The following is a 17140-nucleotide window of genomic DNA, read 5'->3' as shown; positions in this document are numbered from 1 at the left end:
GCAGCGTGGCCAGAAATCACTTGCACGTCAGGCAGCGCAAGCAGAGATACAGATTCAGCGGAAGTGCTCCAGCAAAGCGGCAATGATGCGGGTATTCGCTGCCGGGAAGGGGTAATCGGCGAGTTCGGACGGTTTCACCCAGCGCACCTGCTGGCTGGCCAGAGGCTGGGGATCACCCGAAAGCCAACGACAGAGATGAACCTCAAAGCGCAGCTTTTTGTGACTGTAAGCGTGATCCAGCTTGATGAGCTCCTGCTCAACACTGACTTCAATCGCCAGCTCCTCTCTCAGCTCGCGGCTGATGGTCTCCGCAATCAACTCGCCAGGCTCCTGCTTGCCACCTGGAAATTCCCACAAGCCCCCCAGCAGTCCCTCGTTGAGGCGCTGATCAATCAACACCTCACCTGCCTCGTTGACAACCACACCCACACCAATCACCTGGAAGGGAGTCTCGCGGGGTGCTTCTTTCACTGGGTACTGCTGGGCGGAACCGGAAGCGTAAGCAGCACAGCGTTGATCCCAGGGACAAACCTCACAAGCAGGATTTCGAGGGGTACAGACCGTGGCGCCAAGATCCATCAGTGCCTGATTGAGTGCGCGGCTCAGGCCAGGCACTTCATCAATCAACTCCTCACTCCAGGCCCAGAATTGAGTCTGCGCCCTCATGGGTGGCTCTGGATGGGCATACACCCTTGCCAGCACCCGACGCACATTGCCGTCGAGGATGGCCAGCGGACTGTTGAAGGCTGAGGAAAGGATGCCAGCAGCTGTGCTTCGACCGATGCCCGGCAATGCCATCCAGGTCTCCGCTGCAAGCGGCCAGTGACGAAACTGCGTGGGGTCGTTGACAGCCGTTTTTTTGTGCTGCAGTTCAGAGAGCAGCAATCGGGAGGAGGCATGCAGGCGGCGTGCCCTTGAGTAGTAGCCGAGTCCTTGCCAGAGCAACAACACCTGCTGCTCCGAGGCAGCGGCAAGCGCTTCAAGCCTCGGGAAGGCCTCCATCCATCGCCGCCAGTAAGGAAGCACCACCTGCAACTGGGTTTGCTGCAGCATCACCTCAGCCACCCAGACCGGGTAAGGATCAAGATCCTCATCAGCCTTGGGCCAGCGACCATCAGCGGTGAACATCCAGGGCTTCAGGGATGCATCCTTGCGGCCATGAAACTGCCACCATCTCAGAAGCTGGCGACAGAGGACAGCTGACTGAAACTTCCCATCGTTCAGCTCCAGATCGAACGTGGCATCCTGCCTTGGAACAATCACCTCTGCAGGACAGCCTCGATCGCATCCGCCGCACCCAAAGCCCCTCCTGCGTCTGCAGCCTCCCGTGCAAGTGCGTTAGCGGCAGCTCGAAAGTCAGGTTCGTCCAAAACACGTCTAACGGCAGCACGGATCGCCGCCGGTGCGGGGTGAGCTGTCCCTAGATCAATCGATGCACCTGTCCGCTGCAGACGTGCACAAACCTCCGGTTTGTCTTCACTCTCACCTGCGGTGACCATCGGGATCCCATGAGACAGCACGGCTTGAACTCCCTGAAACCCTCCGTTGGTCACCACCAGCGACGTTTTTGGCAGCAAAGCGCCATAGGGGACGTAGCTGGCCACCCTGGCGTTCGCAGGTAATGGGCTTAGCGCCTCGAGCCCCTCATCGATCCGACCGGTGCAAGCCACCACCAGAACAGGCTCATCAGCAAGTGCTTCGAGAGTGGGGCGCAGCAGTTGGGCGGAGTCATTACTAATGGTGCCTTGCGTGACATGCACAACCGTGGCGTGGTCGAGATCACCCCACCACGCTGGAGGCGTAAACGCTTCATCATTGTTTTCGAGCAAGGGGCCTGTAAAGACCACCTGCGGAGGGCAATCAGGCCGTGGATACTCGAAACTCCTCACCGTGCCGCTCAGCACCAGATGCGGTGAGACAACATCAAACAACCAAGGACGACAAGGCGACAACGCCAGCGACTGCCGTGCTTGATCGGCATGACGCCGAAGAGACCGGAACAAGACGGAGCGCGTCAGCCCCCGTAGTAGTTGATTCCGGATCCTGCCCCGCCAAGAATCATCGGGTTGAAGCGCCAGACCAAAGGGTGCCAACGCCCTACTGGGCAAAGTGAGAACAGTGCAACACAACTGAGCCCAGGGCCGACCAGTACGTTCCGCCCACCAGGAACCGGCCATCAGAAAGCTGTCGCAGACCAACAGATCAGCTGGGGTCTGTTCGTGGAGCCGGAGCAAATCCCTACAAAACCCCTCAGAGGGTCCGATAAAAAACGTGGCGAGATCGAAGCGCAACTTGGCCAAGCCACGCAGGCGATCGCGCTCAGCCTGCAGGTGATCAGGCACCAGATCTGGGCGGGAGTAGTCAAACCCGTCCTCAAAGGCACAGAACGACGCGCCGCTTCCCTCAACACGCTCCCGAAAGGCTGCACCCGCCAGCCAGCGCACCCGATGACCGCGGCGAACCAGCTCGCGAGAAATCGCGAGCATGGGCTTGACGTGACCGAAGACGGGAACAGACAACAACAGAATTTCAGCCACATCCAATCCAAATCACCGTTGTGGATTCTGGCTAAGAGGTCGTGCCAAGGATTTCTGAACAGGGCTGCAACCACACCATCGATGGCCAAAGAGAGAGCACAACTCATAAAAAGTTGGCCTTGAAGAGATGCTGCAGAGAGGTGCATCACCTCGGCGATCCAAATGGGATAAGGATTAAGCGCCTCTTCAGCCGCAGGCCAACGGCCATCAGCCCTAAACATCCAGGGCTTTTGGTTTCGATCGCATCGTCCGTATTGCTGCCACCAGCTCAGCAAAGACCTCGAAGCAATTACAGAACGCGATGAAAGCAACAGCGAATCTCCGTGCCGCTCAAGCAGCGGTCTGGATCGATCCTTCAAAGCGTGCAGGACTCCCGGCGGAACAGACCTCCGAGGTAATGACGCACCACTGAAGGGTCCTTGCAACCCTGCTGAAACAGAAATCCCGCAATGGCTGCCTGCACCAGCCTGTATTGGTCCCACTGAGGATGCTCTTCGATAAAAGTGCCCATGGCGCGATGAAGATCCTCCGCCAACTGATTTTCCACACTGACGTGCGGGGCCATCGCATCCGGGGTCTCGTGCAACTCAGCTCATCAACTGTCAACCCTCCCATCAGGCCACGCCAACCGACGAGCTGTCAAAACAGCGGATTGTGTGCGAACCAACAACCACTAATCGCGAAAAGCGTGTTTTGACGCAGCTTTTGCCTACTTGCAGAAGCAATGTTTCTCAATCGGAAGCGATCTGTACGGGTTTCGTCAAGGGCTGTAGGTCTTTTCCCCTGCTGCAACCAAAAGGGGGGATCGCAGCTTGAATCTGCCCCCACAGAACTGTGGAAAAACTGTGCAAAACAGGCCGATCAACCCGAAAACGACCTTTGTTCACGACTACTGATCAATCCAATCGGATCAACAAAATCATCAAGTTCTGCACGCCAATGACCGTTCAACAGAACGATGCACACCGGCTTTGCGATGCAGTGCTGTTCGAAAAAAACCGGTAACGTCCGCCTTATCCGAGTGGGACTCTGTGCGGCGAACCCTGTTGTGCTCTCTTGCCGCCGCAGCGCTATTAACGAGCTGCGGCAAGCCAAAATCAACCGGGTCAATGCTGACCGTTCAAACGGCCAAGATCTCTGAAGCGACCTTCAAGCCGACGATCGAAGCCATCAGCCTGCTTGAGTCGACCACAACAGTTTCACTCAAACCAGAAACGGATGGTCGCGTTGTCAAGGTGCTGGCCAAAGACGGACAACAAGTCAAAGCTGGTCAACCGATTCTGGTACTCGACAATGTGCAGCAGAGTGCAGCACTCGATTCAGCCACTGCCCAAGCGCGCACAGATCAGCTCAATGCTGAGCGTTATCAATTTCTTTTCGAAAAGGGAGCTGTCTCCGCCAAAGAACGAGACCGTTACGCCACACAAGCGATTGCTTCTCGCGATAGCGCCCGCGCCAGTGCAGCTGATCTCGGCTACAAGTTTGTACGTTCGCCAATCGACGGCGTCATTGGTGATTTAGACACCGTAAAGCTCGGTGATTACGTGAAGACAGGGGAGCCGATCACTGGCATCGTCAACAACTCCACTCTGTGGACCTTGATGCAGATCCCAGCCACACGAGCTAGCGATGTGCGCATTGGACAAACTGTGAATGTTGCATCACAGACCAATCCACCGGTAACCGGACAAGGATCGGTGACATTTATCTCTCCTTATTTCGGAAATAATCCCGATCAACAAGGGCCCAACACCTTGATGGTGAAAGCGTCATTCCCAAACCTGACCGGCCAACTCAAGACTGGACAATTTGTGAAGAGTCAGATCGTTATCAGTCAAAAACAATCGTTGGGTGTGCCCGTGCAGGCGGTGTTCATGCAAGCCCAACAGCCATTTGTCTTCGTCACGGTTCCACTCAGCAAAGCTTTGCCGCAAATCAAAGCCTCATCGGCAGTGCCGAAAGCCAAGAAAGCAATGCTTGAAAAGCTTCCACCAAGCACCCCCATCGTGGTTCAGCGTCAAGTTGAGCTAGGGAACCTCCAGAAAAACCTTTATCCGGTCAAATCAGGACTGAAGCTTGGAGAAACAGTTGTCGTCAGCAACACGGCACTGCTAAGCAATGGCATGCCTGTGAAAGTAAGCCAAGGATCCAGCAACAGCAAAAGCAACTGATCCGCCATGGCTTTTTCCGACAACTTCATCAAACGGCCTGTTCTAACCACCGTTTGCAGCATCTTGATCGTGCTGATGGGATTAATTGCAATTCCCAATCTGCCGATTGCCAACCTTCCCAACATCGCCCCACCGTTAATCTCCGTTACGGCGAACTACGGCGGCGCAAACTCACTGGTCACAGAGCAAGCCGTAACCAACCCTCTGGAACAGCAGATCAATGGAGTACCAGGGGCTTCATACATCACCTCCACAAGCAACATGGAGGGGCAAAGCCTGATTTCAGTCTTCTTCAACGAAAACACAGATATCGATATCAACCAGGTGAACGTGCAAAACCGCGTGTCTCTGGCAATGCCACAGCTGCCATCCCAGGTCAGAGACCTAGGTGTCTCGGTTAAGCAGTCCACACCATCAATCCTGCTTGCTTATCAGATCTCATCATCGAAAGGCCAATACGATGCTGCTTACCTTAATGGTCTTGTTTACGAACAGCTTTATTACCCATTAGGACGGGTTCCAGGAGTTGCAAACGTCAACATTTTAGGTGGAAGTAATCCAGCCTTTTGGTTGTTTGTCGATCCCGACAAACTAGCTGCCAATCAACTCACCGCCAATGAAGTGGTTGATGCAGTCAAATCTCAAAATAGCGTTGCAATTGGCGGACTCATAGGCGGACCACCAGCATCCGGCGATCAGGCCTACACATATCCAATATTGGTCCAAAACAATGGCAACCTTCTCTCGATTGAAGATTTCAACAATCTCATCATCAGCAGAACAAAAACCGGAAATCTTCTTCAACTAAAAGATGTTGGAGAAGTTCGCTACGGCTTCAACAATTTCACAACATCAGCCGTTAATACCGATAATTATGATGCGATTACTATTGCTGTTTACCAAACTCCTGACAGCAATGCTCTCGACGTTGCTGATGCAGTGGTCAAGCAAATGGAGTCGTTTGCCTCCATCGTGCCACCTGGAGTGACGGTCTCTCAGATTTACAATATTGGTCAATTTATTGAATCTTCCGTTGAAGGCGTCATTGATGCACTCGGCCTTGCCATTGTTTTAGTACTACTGATCCTATTCCTCTTTCTTCAGAACTGGAGAGCAACAGTGGTGCCTAGCTTGGCGATTCCCATCTCCTTGATTGGTACTTTCGCCTTCATCAAGGTGTTCGGATTCTCTATCAACCAACTGACTCTTCTGGGTCTAGTCCTGGCGACAGGTCTTGTGGTTGACGACGCCATCGTGGTTATCGAGGCGGTATCCAAAAACATTGAATCGGGGATGAAGCCACGACAAGCAGCTCTTGCCTGCATGGGTGAGTTGTTTGGGGCCCTCGTTGCCACTGCATTAGTACTGATGGCGGTCTTTGTACCTGTGGCCTTTTATCCGGGCAGCATTGGAATCATTTACCAACAGTTTGCGCTCACAATCGCATTCTCGATTGCAATCTCAGCTTTTAACGCGCTTACTTTTTCACCAATGCTATCAGGTCTTCTTCTAAAGAGTGGCGAAGCACCCACGCCAAAGGGTTGGGCTTGGCCAGTGGCAGGTGTGGTTGTTGGTCTCGCTTTCGGACGCTTCAGTGCTGCTGCTTTTGGCAACTGGACTTATGTATTAGGAGTTGTAGTTGGGGGACTAGCCGGGGCGAATCTTCCAATGATATTTCGCATTTTCAATACCAGTTTCACACGCCTCCAATCAACGTATTCGCGTTTACTTCAAACGATGATCCGAGCACGGCGGTGGGTGATGGTAGGTCTGGCCAGCGGGATCGTGGTAACCGCCTTAGCCTTCACAGCTCTGCCGTCTGCCTTCATTCCTAATGAAGATCAGGGATACCTTGCTGGCATCTATGAATTGCAAAACGGTGCATCCCTGAACCAAACACAGGACATGGCTGCTGAAATCGCGACGATCCTCAAGCAAGAGGACACGATCTTGAATGCGAATGTTATCAGCGGCTTTGGCTTCAATGGCTCAAGCCCAGATCAAGGGGTGATTTTGGTTGGCCTAAAACCCCTTAGCGAACGATCAGGAAAGGCCAACAGCTCGTTCGCGATTGCTGATCGACTGAATGCCAAGCTCTCCCAGCTGAGTAGCGGCATGGCCAAGCTGAGCCAACCAGCTGCGGTTCCAGGCTTCTCCCCGCAAGGAGGTTTCTATTTTCAATTCAATGATCTCTCCGGCAATTACACATTTAGCGAACTCGACGAACAAGCACAGCAACTGATTAAATCAGGCAGAGAAAGTGGCAAGTTCTCCAAGCTGTTCACTCAGTTCACACCAAGTGCTCCGGCCTTCGAACTCAATATTGATCGCGAGATCATGGGAGCGCTCAATATTGATTATCAGGACGCAATGAAGACCATCTCCACCTTGGCGGGGAGCAGCTTCACGGGACTGACCTATGAAGATGGCGAAGTACGCAATGTGTACGTGCAAGCCGGCGATCAAAAGCGTGCAGGTTTGGAAAATATCCTTGATTACTACGTTAAAAATCGGAACGGAGATCTGATCCAGGTGTCTCAGTTCGCAGAGGCACAACTCTCTAGCGCACCATCAATCATCAGCCACTACAACCTTTATCGATCAGTGCTTATTCAAGGTGTCCAGGCTGCAGGCAAGAGTTCTGGCCAAGCACTGGATGCGATTCAAAGTCTTTTCAAACAACAAAATTTCAACAATATTGGCTCAGCCTTCACTGGCTTGGCGCGCCTGCAGCTTTCCGCAGGCAGCGCCAGTGTGCTGGTGTTCGGGCTAGGCATTCTCATCGTTTATCTGGTGCTCTCCGCCCAGTACGAGAGCTACGTGACACCAGTCATCATTTTGATGACAGTCCCCCTAGCCATGCTCGGGGCGCTGGTTTTCCTGGCGATACGCTCAATTGACCTAAATATCTATGCACAGGTTGGTTTGGTCACACTGATTGGTCTCGCCGCCAAGAACGGAATTCTCATTGTCGAAGTCGCAGAACAACATCTTGAAGCAGGAATGACTGCCACAGACGCAGTGGTTGCATCAGCAGAATCACGCTTAAGGCCAATCCTGATGACCGCCATTGCAGCCTTAGCTGGCTTCCTACCTCTAGTAGTCGCCAATGGGGCCGGCGCTCAGAGCCAACAATCGCTTGGAACTGTGATTTTCGGAGGCCTTGTTGTTGCCACTGTTCTCTCTCTTGGTGTGGTTCCTCCCTTCTATGTGGTGATCAAAAGTCTTGAGGCCCGTTGGTTCGGGAAAAAGCAACAGAATGAGAACAACGATGAATTAATCACTGGTGCCAGCTGAATCAATCTGGACCTGGAAGCAAGCCGATGGCAGCACCCTCGAGGTCGCCTGGCAGTGCCATTCAGACACTGGAGACGTCAGGCACAACAGCAAGATTCCCGCTGTGGTCTTGGTGCATGGCTTCGGAGCCAGCAGCAATCACTGGCGACACAATCTGCCTGTCCTGGGACGACAAACACACACGTATGCCCTGGATCTGATCGGCTTTGGCGACAGCAGCCAACCGCGAGCCCTGCTGGCGGGGGAGCGAGCTGCTGGGGATCGCGCCAAGAGCAGTCAAGCCCTTCTTTACAGCTTTGATCTCTGGGGCCAGCAGGTTGCCGACTTTTGCAACGCCGTCGTGCAAGGTCCGGTGCTTCTGGTGGGGAACTCAATCGGCGGTGTGGTGGCGTTACGCGCTGCGCAACTTTTAGATGATCACTGCAAAGGCGTTGTGCTGATCGACTGCGCTCAACGGCTGATGGATGACAAACAACTGGCTACCCAACCAGCCTGGATGGCCTGGATCAGGCCGCTATTGAAGACCCTGGTCAGCCAACGCTGGCTGAGCACCGCCTTGTTCCGCAATGCTGCACGCCCAAGGGTGATCAGAAGCGTTTTAGGGCAGGCTTATCCCAGCGGTAAGAATGTCGATGACGAGCTGGTGGAGCTTCTCTACAAGCCAACGCAACGACCTGGAGCAGCAGAAGCGTTTCGAGGGTTCATCAATCTGTTCGATGACCATCTGGCACCGAATCTGCTCAACAACCTTCAACAGCCGGTGGATCTGATCTGGGGCCAAAAAGATCCCTGGGAACCTGTGACTGAAGCTCAGGAATGGGCAAAACAATTCAATTGCATTCAGTCATTGACAATTCTGACCGAAGCAGGCCACTGCCCCCACGACGAAAATCCGGAGGAAGTCAATAAACAACTAGAGAAAATACTTGGAAAATATTAATTTCGCACAATAAAAGGGGTACTCATCATTTTTTATAGCTTGAAACTTAGTTGCCGCTGAAAGAATTCAGCAAGCAACATACGCTTCAACCTGATCACTGAGACGGCGCAAACCTGCAAGGCCATCGCGCTCGAGATTACGAACACGATCCCTGCTGATGCCGATCACACGTCCAATACCGGTCAGGCTCATGGGGTCTTCACCGTCCATCCCGTAGCGCATCCGCAGCACTCGCTCCTGCAGCTCCGGCAGCTGGCCCAGCAGATCACGCAGATCTCCCTTCAGGCACTCACCCTCCACCTGCTCACTCGGCAGTTCTCCATCTCCCGCCAGCAGATCCAGCAGTTCCGTGTCATCACCATCACCCACCTTCATCTCCAGGCTCACTGGCTGACGCGCACGGCACATCAGGTCCTTCACCTCCTCCTCAGGCAGCTCCACAAATCCCGCCAGTTCCGTCACCGATGGCGTGCGGCCAAGTTCCTGACTCAGTTCACGCTGACCTTTCTTCAGTTTGTTCAGCATCTCCGTGATGTGGATCGGCAAACGGATCGTCCGGCTCTTCTCCGCAATCGCACGCGTGATCCCCTGACGGATCCACCAGTACGCATAGGTGCTGAACTTGTAGCCACGCGTCGGATCGAACTTCTCCACACCACGCACCAGACCGATCGTTCCCTCCTGGATCAGATCCAGCAGTTCCATATTCCGCTTGGTGTATTTCTTGGCAACACTCACCACCAGACGCAGATTCGCCGCCACCATCCGCTCCTTGGCGCGGCGACCCGCCTGCAGCTTGCGCTTCAGTTGCGCTGCACTCAGTCCTGCAGCCTTGGCCAGTTCCGCCGCAGGCACCATCTCTCCTCCACGCTGATCACTCAGCTCCGCTTCCTGCGCCTCCAGATCCATCAGTTCCTGCACCTGACGCCCCAGCGTGATCTCCTGCTGGTGGCTCAGCAGCGGCACGCGACCGATGTCACGCAGATAGGAACGCACCAGGTCGACATCGGCACCTGCTGAACGAACAGCAACCGTCTTACCGCCAGAACCCTTGATGGCAACGGCTTTTTGAGGAACAGCCTGGAGAGGGGTCGCTACGGACGCAGCGGCGATAGCAGGAGCCATGACGCTTCATTGAGTTGTGTAAAGAGTACTCCTAAGAAACGTAAACGTCCTCTCAGAAATGAACAGCGGCGAGTAATTGGGTAGAAATACCTGTGCTTGCCAGCAGCTGGGGCATGTTCAACAACAACCACTCCGCTGTTTTCAGGTAAATGAAGGTGCCCACCACATCCGTGCAGGTGGTGATGAACGGTGTGGACATCAGCGCCGGGTCCCAGCCCAGACGGTTGAACAACAGGGGAAACGCCGCACCGGCAGTCGCCGCAAGGGTTGTGATCGTCAACAAGCTGGTTCCGACCGACAACCCCACCAAAGGGCTCTGACCTCGCCACCAGGCAAAAGGAACCACCAGCAGCATCATCAACAGACCAAGCAACAGCCCGGCTGTCGCTTCACGAGCCACTGCCCTGAACTGGCCAAGAGAGGTGATGCTCTGTGTACTCAAGCCACGGATGACCACGGTGGAACTCTGGGCGCCAACGTTGCCGCCGGTTCCGGCCAGCAGCGGAATGAAAGCAGCCAGAAGCACCACCTCCTTGAGTACCTCTTCATTCAGTGCAATGACCTCCGAAGTGACAAAGCTGGCCAGAACCAACACCGACAGCCACACAACCCGGCGCCGGGCAACAGTGAACAGATTGCTCTGGAAGTAATCGTCTTCATCACCGGCTTCCACAGCACCTGCGGCATAGAGATCGCGGGTGGCCTCCTGCTCGATCACGTCAATCACGTCATCCACGGTGACGATGCCCACCAGACGACGCTCGCGATCAACCACCGGCACAGCCAGAAAGTCATACCGCTGGATCGCCCGAGCCACCTCTTCCTGATCGGTATCGGTGTTGACGCTCACGACATCCCTCGTCATCACATCGCCGATCCTGTCCTCAGGATCGGCTGTGACGAGATCCCGCAACGACAAGATCCCAGTGAGATGGCGCTGGCCATCGGTGACATAAAGGCTGTAGATCGTTTCCGTTTCACGTGCACGACGTCGCACGATGGTGAGTGCCTCGGCAGCGCTTTGAACCTCCTTTAAATCGATGTATTCCGTTGTCATCAGACGACCGGCCGTCTCACTGGCGTACCCAAGCAGCTGAGCCGTCACACGACGCTCCACCGGACTGAGCTCCGTCAACAGACGACGCACGACCTTGGCCGGCAGTTCATCAAACAGACGCACCCGATCATCGGGTGACATCTCCTCGACCAGTTCCAGCACCTCGCCGGAACGCAGGCGTTCCAAAAGGCTCTGCTGAATCGGCGGCTCCAGATATTCATACACCTCGATCGCCTCGTCCTTACCGAGCAAACGAAACGCAAGCGCCTGCATGGTGCGAGGCAGGCTGCCAATCGCCTCGGCCACATCGACTGGCTGCACCGGTGCAAGCAGCAGCTTGACGCCGTCGTAATTGCCCACGCTCAGCATCGACTCGAGCTGACGAGCAACCACTTCCACGACCAACTGGTGGGAAGGAACGTCGCTCAAAGCGACGCTTTCACTGGAGTCCGGTGCCTGATCCATGCCCCGTCACCAGCGCATCCAAGTGTATGCCGATGCAAGACAGTTATCGTCTGCGCCATTCGACATCGAAAGCCATGGCCACCAGCATCAGCAGCGTTTCCGTGCGCACCCCCGACGGCAGCGAGAAATCTCTTGGGGCCTACGCCGGCAAGGTTCTGCTGATCGTGAATGTGGCAAGCCGCTGCGGCTACACCAAGCAATACGCCGGCCTCCAGGCCCTGCAGGATAAGTACGGCGCACAGGGCCTTTGCGTGCTGGGATTTCCCTGCAACGACTTCGGAGGCCAGGAGCCAGGAAGCCTCGATGAAATCAAGAGCTTCTGTTCAACCACCTACGGCGCCAGCTTCGAACTGTTTGACAAGGTGCACGCCACAGGCAGCACCACTGAGCCGTACACCACGCTCAATCAAACAGAACCTGCCGGAGATGTGGCCTGGAATTTTGAGAAATTCCTGGTCGGCAAGGACGGCACCGTGCTCAATCGTTACAAGAGCGGGGTGGCTCCTGAAGACGCTGATCTCAACAGCGCTATCGAGGCGGCTCTGAACGCTTGATCGCCAGCGCGTAAAGGCTGCGGCCAATCCATAACCCAAGGGCTGCGCCACCAAGGCCCAGCCCCAGCGTCATGGCAATCAACCCGAAAGCGGCCAGCTGCTGGCCGGAAGCAATCAGATCCACGCTGCTCACCATCCAGCTGCTGAATGTGGTCAACGACCCACAGAAGCCGATACCAATAAGCAGCTGAACCCTGGGCCGGTAGGGCAGGCCCAGCAGCAGGCCCAGGATCAGTGATCCGAGCACATTGACCAGCACGTCTCGATCCTGCAACAGCACACCGAACTGCCAGCGCAACAACGCCCCTGGGACGGCTCCAAGGCCAACCAACAAAAGCTCCTCAAGCTCCTTTCGCAAAGAAAGGGACTGCTCAGGCATCGCTCATCCCCAGCCCGTACCCTGCGCCAGCAACCAGAAGACCAGCGATCACCGAACCAGCGGCAAGCAAGACGGCTTCGCCCCAGCGGCGTTCACGCAACGTGACGAGGACCTCCACTGCAAAGGTGGAGAAGGTGCTCAGGCTGCCAAAAAAGCCCGTTCCAACCAACAAAATCAACACCGAGGCTCCATCGGAACTACCGCAACGGCCCGCACGCTGCAGGCCCAGAACCAGACCCAGGGAGAATGCAGCGACAAGATTCACGGCAAAGGTTCCCCAGTGCTTGCGCGGGAGCAACGGCTCAAAGTGATTGACCACCCTGAGGCGCAGCCAGGCCCCTGGGATGGCACCGAGTCCGACCATCAGCGCCTGATAGAGACTGAACTCAGTGATGAATCCAACCTCGCTGCTGATCGACAGAGGCAGATAGCCCAGATCCGGAGGCAACCTGAACCTGGATCCAGTCACTGCCATCTTCACTGCGCCAGCGTCGCAACAGCTGCAGCGGTGTACCGATCTCAAGTCGGCGCAAAGCGGGAGCTGCAACCAGCGGACTGGAGTGGAGCAGGCAGTTGCTGCCACTGAGCAAGGGACCGTTGCCCTGCTGGCGACGGATCTGGGGCAAGCGACGCTCCGCTCCACCAGCCGGTAAAGCGACAGGGCCGAACAACGACACACCGAGCAACCAGCCCCAGCGCAGCATCACCGTTGCGGAGTGGTTCATTCAGATATCAAGTGCTGACATGTCGAGCTCAGCGCTATGGGTTTCGATGAACTCACGACGTGGCGCCACTTTGTCGCCCATCAGAATCGTGAAGATACGATCAGCTTCCAATGCATCTTCAACTTCAACCCGCTTCATTGTGCGGGTGGAAGGATCCATGGTGGTCTCCCAGAGTTGCTGGGGCATCATTTCACCAAGACCCTTGAATCGCTGAATGTTGTAGTTGGCCTTTTCACCGAAACCATCCAATGTTGATTGCAATTGCTGCTCGTTGTAGCAATAGGAATGTTTTTTGCCGCGCTCAACTTTGTAGAGCGGCGGACATGCAATGTAGATGTAGCCACCCTCCACCAACTCTTTCTGATATCGATAGAAAAAGGTCAGGATCAGGGTACGAATATGTGCACCATCCACATCAGCATCGGTCATGATCACAACTCGGTGGTAACGCAGATTCTTGGCATCAAAATCTTCACCCTTGATGCCAAGACCTAAAGCAGTGATCAGAGCCTGAATCTCAGTGTTTTTGTAAATCTTGGCATCATCAGTTTTCTCAATATTGAGGATCTTACCCCTCAAGGGAAGAATGGCCTGAAAACGACGATCGCGACCCTGCTTGGCGGAGCCACCGGCAGAATCTCCCTCAACAATGTAGATCTCGGATTCAGCAGGGTCGCGGGAACTGCAATCCGCCAATTTGCCAGGCAATGTTGAACTTTCCAACACGCTCTTACGACGTACCAGCTCGCGCGCGCGGCGAGCTGCTTCTGCAGCATTGAAGGCTTGAATAGCCTTCTCGAGAATCATATCGATCACACCCGGATTGAATTCCAGGTACTGACTCAACGCCTCACCAACGAGATTGTCGACGATGCCACGAACTTCCGTGTTGCCCAGCTTCGTTTTGGTCTGACCCTCGAATTCGGGCTCAGGCACCTTGACTGACAACACCGCAGTCAGCCCCTCGCGAATGTTTTCTCCGGCGAGATTGCTGTCAGCCTCTTTACGTTTGCCGCGCTTACGCGCAAAGGTATTGAGTGTGCGCGTAAGAACGGTTTTCAAACCTTCAATGTGAGTGCCGCCATCCACTGTGCGGATGTTGTTGGCGAAACCAAGGATGCTGTCGGAATAGGCATCAACGCACCACTGCAATGCCGCTTCAATCGAAACGCCATCTTTTTCAGCGTTCACATAAATGATTTCGGGATGCAATGCATCTTTTTCAGCATTCATATATGCGACATACTCCTTGATGCCGCCTTCGTAGAAATAGACTTCTTCGTGGGGATTTCCCTCGGCATCCAAAGCCGCTTCACGCTCATCGCGGAACACAATCCGCACTCCTCCATTGAGGTAAGCGAGTTCACGCAATCGTGCTGACAGCGTGGCGTAATCAAATTCGATGCCGACAGTGAAAATTTCAATATCGGGCTTGAAGCACACACTGGTGCCTGTGAGGCCATTCTCAGCGGCTGGCTGGTCTTCAGACTGCAGGCTGCCTATGGGCGCACCACGCTCAAAGCGCTGACGGTGCACCTTGGCCTGTCGACGAACGGTGACTTCCACCCATTCACTCAGAGCGTTGACGACAGACACGCCGACACCGTGCAAACCGCCTGAAACCTTGTAACCACCGGCACCGAATTTGCCGCCGGCGTGGAGCACGGTGAGCACAGTTTCAAGAGCACTCTTGCCGGTGCGGGGGTGGACATCGGTGGGAATGCCGCGTCCGTTATCGGAGATGCAAGCGGATCCGTCTTGGGCGAGAACAACCTGGATTTCAGTGCAATGGCCTGCCAGGGCCTCATCCACCGAGTTATCAACAACCTCGTAAACCAGATGATGCAGTCCCCTCGGCCCCGTGGAGCCGATGTACATGCCGGGACGCTTGCGAACGGGCTCAAGCCCCTCAAGAACCTGGATCTGTTCGGCGCCATAGGCCGCCTGTACTTTCGCGGCTTCGCTCATGCGATTTGGATCGGCCAGGCTTCCTGTCAGGCTGAATCTACCACCGGCTTGCCAGAGGCGCTTGCAGAGGCCTCTGAGACGTCATTCTTTTAGGGGGTGCACCCCCCATCCCGCTCCATGTCTGACCTCAGCCCATCGGCAGCGCCAGTATCAGCACAGCTCCCACCACTGGTGGTGGTGTTGCTCGGGCCCACCGCCAGCGGCAAAACGGCTCTGGCCCTCGAGCTTGCGGAGCGCTTTGAGCTGGAGATTCTCAACATCGACTCACGGCAGCTCTACACGGGAATGGATGTGGGCACCGCGAAACCCACCCCGGAACAGAGAGCGCGGGTGCCGCATCATCTGCTCGATCTGCGCGCGCCTGATCAGCCGATCACCCTGCGCGAATTTCAGGAAGAAGCGCTGGCAGCGATCAACCGCTGCCTGGAACAACGCGGTGCCGCTTTTCTGGTGGGGGGCAGCGGCCTGTATCTCAAGGCGCTGACTGCTGGGTTGCAGCCACCCTCGGTTGCACCTCAGCCGGCATTGCGCCAGCAACTCACAACGATCGGCCAGGAAGCCTGTCATCAGTTGCTGGTGGATGCAGATCCAGAGTCAGGCAGGAAAATCGCAGCAGCCGATGCAGTGCGTACCCAACGCGCTCTGGAGGTTCTCTATGCCACCGGCAGGCCGATGAGCTCTCAGACCAGTGCCAGCCCGCCTCCGTGGCGCGTTCTGGAACTGGGCCTCAATCCAGCGAATTTGCGCCAGCGCATCAACCAGCGCACCCAACTGCTCTATGAGCAAGGGCTCATTGAAGAGACCAAGCGACTGAAGCAGCAGTACGGGGCTGACCTGCCCATGCTGCAAACCATCGGCTATGGAGAGGCACTGCAGGTGTTGGAAGGCCAGCTTGATCGAGCCAGCGCCACCTCATCTACCACCAAACGCACGCAACAATTCGCCAAGCGCCAGCGCACCTGGTTCAGACGTCAACACCAACCCCACTGGTTGAGTGATATCGATCCGTTCAACGAAGCCAGTCAGCAGATCGAAGCCGGTCTAGGGTGAGTCGTGAAACCCCGCCGGGCCCTGACTGTTCTCCGGCAGCCTCTTCATCACTGAATGCCACCACGTCCCCGTTTTGACCGCCGTGCTCCTGTCAGGGAGCTCCCCAACATCAACGACCGCATCAACTACCCACAGCTTCGCGTGGTCGATGCAGACGGCACCCAGCTTGGAGTGATTGATCGGGAAGAAGCGTTATCAGTGGCCAAAGAACGGGAATTGGATCTTGTTCTGGTCAGCGAAAAAGCTGATCCTCCGGTTTGCCGGATCATGGATTACGGCAAATACAAATTCGAACAAGAGAAAAAGGCCAAGGAAGCCAAGAAAAAATCGCATCAGACAGAAGTTAAGGAAGTCAAGATGCGATACAAAATCGATCAGCACGATTACGACGTGAGGATCGGCCAGGCTCAGCGTTTTCTCAAGGCCGGTGACAAGGTGAAATGCACCGTGATCTTCCGAGGCCGAGAGATTCAGCACACCGCTCTGGCTGAGGTACTGCTCAGGCGCATGGCCAAGGATCTCGAAGAGCCAGCCGAGATTCAGCAGCCGCCCAAGCGCGAAGGCCGCAACATGATCATGTTCCTCACGCCGCGCAAAACGCCTCTGGCCAAGCAAGACGAAAAAGAGGAAGCAGCCAACAAGGCGGTTCGCACCATCACTGCACCGCCACGAGCCGCGGCCACCAGACAAGTTGGCAAACCGGCCGGTAACGGCTGAGCTTCGCCCTTTGGCGACAGGAGTGCTGGGGATCAGGGCAAGTCGAATGCATTCAAATCATCACGGCTGATCAGACAATCGATCATGGATTTTGAGCTGAATCAAGGACAGTTTTCCCTTGGCTGAAACCAGATTCACCCTTCTCTGGTCATCGA

15 protein-coding genes are annotated in these 17140 nt (G+C 55.4%); 6 read left to right on the top strand and 9 right to left on the bottom strand.

Annotated features, from left to right (window positions below; all coding sequences use genetic code 11):
• Positions 1-54 precede the first annotated feature (54 nt).
• From mutT to SIB73_RS13120, 3 genes are all read right to left on the bottom strand, one after another.
• On the bottom strand, positions 55-1128 hold the full coding sequence (mutT, locus tag SIB73_RS13130) for an 8-oxo-dGTP diphosphatase MutT (protein ID WP_413406162.1): 1074 nt from the start codon (positions 1126-1128) through the stop codon (positions 55-57).
• A 131-nt stretch (positions 1129-1259) separates the two neighbouring features.
• Positions 1260-2519 (bottom strand): glycosyltransferase, encoded by a 1260-nt coding sequence (locus SIB73_RS13125; protein WP_413439621.1) that lies wholly within the window; start codon positions 2517-2519, stop codon positions 1260-1262.
• Between the two features lie 373 nt (positions 2520-2892).
• Positions 2893-3102 carry a DUF2811 domain-containing protein gene (locus SIB73_RS13120; RefSeq protein ID WP_413404449.1) on the bottom strand — a complete coding sequence of 70 codons (210 nt, stop codon included), beginning with the start codon at positions 3100-3102 and terminating at the stop codon, positions 2893-2895.
• A gap of 544 nt (positions 3103-3646) precedes the next feature.
• On the opposite strand from SIB73_RS13120, the gene SIB73_RS13115 reads away from it, so the two are divergent.
• The 3 genes from SIB73_RS13115 to SIB73_RS13105 are packed head-to-tail and all read left to right on the top strand — an operon-like array spanning position 3647 to position 8945.
• A complete protein-coding gene (locus SIB73_RS13115) occupies positions 3647-4708 on the top strand; it encodes an efflux RND transporter periplasmic adaptor subunit (RefSeq protein ID WP_413404451.1) in 1062 nt (353 codons plus the stop codon).
• Positions 4709-4714: 6 nt separating this feature from the next.
• Positions 4715-8005, top strand: coding sequence for an efflux RND transporter permease subunit (locus SIB73_RS13110; RefSeq protein ID WP_413404453.1), 3291 nt, complete (start codon positions 4715-4717; stop codon positions 8003-8005).
• Complete coding sequence (locus tag SIB73_RS13105; RefSeq protein ID WP_413406164.1) at positions 7992-8945, top strand: alpha/beta fold hydrolase; 954 nt, start codon at positions 7992-7994, stop codon at positions 8943-8945. The genes SIB73_RS13110 and SIB73_RS13105 overlap by 14 nt, the downstream gene beginning before the upstream one ends.
• Before the next feature lie 66 nt (positions 8946-9011).
• On the opposite strand, the gene SIB73_RS13100 is transcribed toward SIB73_RS13105, so the two are convergent.
• Both SIB73_RS13100 and mgtE read right to left on the bottom strand, forming a co-directional pair.
• On the bottom strand, positions 9012-10070 hold the full coding sequence (locus tag SIB73_RS13100; RefSeq protein WP_413404455.1) for an RpoD/SigA family RNA polymerase sigma factor: 1059 nt from the start codon (positions 10068-10070) through the stop codon (positions 9012-9014).
• Positions 10071-10122: 52 nt separating this feature from the next.
• On the bottom strand, positions 10123-11592 hold the full coding sequence (gene mgtE, locus SIB73_RS13095) for a magnesium transporter (RefSeq protein ID WP_413404457.1): 1470 nt from the start codon (positions 11590-11592) through the stop codon (positions 10123-10125).
• Positions 11593-11666: 74 nt separating this feature from the next.
• On the opposite strand from mgtE, the gene SIB73_RS13090 reads away from it, so the two are divergent.
• A complete protein-coding gene (locus SIB73_RS13090) occupies positions 11667-12146 on the top strand; it encodes a glutathione peroxidase (RefSeq protein WP_413404459.1) in 480 nt (159 codons plus the stop codon).
• On the opposite strand, the gene SIB73_RS13085 is transcribed toward SIB73_RS13090, so the two are convergent.
• From SIB73_RS13085 to gyrB, 4 genes are read right to left on the bottom strand one after another with little or no spacing between them, the layout of a single operon-like run.
• Positions 12121-12525, bottom strand: a complete 405-nt coding sequence (locus tag SIB73_RS13085) for a FluC/FEX family fluoride channel (RefSeq protein WP_413404461.1) — start codon at positions 12523-12525, stop codon at positions 12121-12123. The two genes, SIB73_RS13090 and SIB73_RS13085, sit on opposite strands and share 26 nt — an antisense overlap.
• Complete coding sequence (locus SIB73_RS13080) at positions 12518-12889, bottom strand: fluoride efflux transporter FluC (protein ID WP_413406167.1); 372 nt, start codon at positions 12887-12889, stop codon at positions 12518-12520. Before SIB73_RS13080 ends, SIB73_RS13085 begins: the two co-directional genes overlap by 8 nt.
• Positions 12890-12911: 22 nt before the next feature.
• Positions 12912-13250 carry an SH3 domain-containing protein gene (locus tag SIB73_RS13075; protein ID WP_413404463.1) on the bottom strand — a complete coding sequence of 113 codons (339 nt, stop codon included), beginning with the start codon at positions 13248-13250 and terminating at the stop codon, positions 12912-12914.
• Positions 13251-15218: a DNA topoisomerase (ATP-hydrolyzing) subunit B gene (gene gyrB / locus SIB73_RS13070; RefSeq protein ID WP_413404465.1), complete on the bottom strand. Its 1968-nt coding sequence runs from the start codon at positions 15216-15218 to the stop codon at positions 13251-13253.
• A 117-nt stretch (positions 15219-15335) separates the two neighbouring features.
• Between gyrB and miaA the strand changes: the two genes are divergently transcribed.
• Complete coding sequence (gene miaA, locus SIB73_RS13065; protein WP_413404467.1) at positions 15336-16268, top strand: tRNA (adenosine(37)-N6)-dimethylallyltransferase MiaA; 933 nt, start codon at positions 15336-15338, stop codon at positions 16266-16268.
• Positions 16269-16322: 54 nt separating this feature from the next.
• Positions 16323-16985, top strand: a complete 663-nt coding sequence (gene infC, locus SIB73_RS13060) for a translation initiation factor IF-3 (protein ID WP_413404469.1) — start codon at positions 16323-16325, stop codon at positions 16983-16985.
• Positions 16986-17140: the final 155 nt, after the last annotated feature.

The organism is Synechococcus sp. MIT S9509, assembly GCF_047303035.1.
Classification (GTDB): Bacteria; Cyanobacteriota; Cyanobacteriia; order PCC-6307; family Cyanobiaceae; genus Synechococcus_C.
The sequence above is the reverse complement of the archived record's forward strand: the minus strand, read 5'-3'. Positions and strand labels throughout refer to the sequence as shown.

What these genes read in the sequence shown, in the direction of transcription:
- SIB73_RS13100 (WP_413404455.1), bottom strand. Translation starts at nt 10,070, where the DNA reads ATGGCTCCTGCTATCGCCGCTGCGTCCGTAGCGACCCCTCTCCAGGCT.
- SIB73_RS13115 (WP_413404451.1), top strand. Translation starts at nt 3,647, where the DNA reads ATGCTGACCGTTCAAACGGCCAAGATCTCTGAAGCGACCTTCAAGCCG.
- SIB73_RS13075 (WP_413404463.1), bottom strand. Translation starts at nt 13,250, where the DNA reads ATGAACCACTCCGCAACGGTGATGCTGCGCTGGGGCTGGTTGCTCGGT.
- SIB73_RS13085 (WP_413404461.1), bottom strand. Translation starts at nt 12,525, where the DNA reads ATGCCTGAGCAGTCCCTTTCTTTGCGAAAGGAGCTTGAGGAGCTTTTG.
- infC (WP_413404469.1), top strand. Translation starts at nt 16,323, where the DNA reads ATGCCACCACGTCCCCGTTTTGACCGCCGTGCTCCTGTCAGGGAGCTC.
- miaA (WP_413404467.1), top strand. Translation starts at nt 15,336, where the DNA reads ATGTCTGACCTCAGCCCATCGGCAGCGCCAGTATCAGCACAGCTCCCA.
- SIB73_RS13120 (WP_413404449.1), bottom strand. Translation starts at nt 3,102, where the DNA reads ATGGCCCCGCACGTCAGTGTGGAAAATCAGTTGGCGGAGGATCTTCAT.
- SIB73_RS13080 (WP_413406167.1), bottom strand. Translation starts at nt 12,889, where the DNA reads ATGGTCGGACTCGGTGCCATCCCAGGGGCCTGGCTGCGCCTCAGGGTG.
- SIB73_RS13090 (WP_413404459.1), top strand. Translation starts at nt 11,667, where the DNA reads ATGGCCACCAGCATCAGCAGCGTTTCCGTGCGCACCCCCGACGGCAGC.
- mgtE (WP_413404457.1), bottom strand. Translation starts at nt 11,592, where the DNA reads ATGGATCAGGCACCGGACTCCAGTGAAAGCGTCGCTTTGAGCGACGTT.
- gyrB (WP_413404465.1), bottom strand. Translation starts at nt 15,218, where the DNA reads ATGAGCGAAGCCGCGAAAGTACAGGCGGCCTATGGCGCCGAACAGATC.
- mutT (WP_413406162.1), bottom strand. Translation starts at nt 1,128, where the DNA reads ATGTTCACCGCTGATGGTCGCTGGCCCAAGGCTGATGAGGATCTTGAT.
- SIB73_RS13110 (WP_413404453.1), top strand. Translation starts at nt 4,715, where the DNA reads ATGGCTTTTTCCGACAACTTCATCAAACGGCCTGTTCTAACCACCGTT.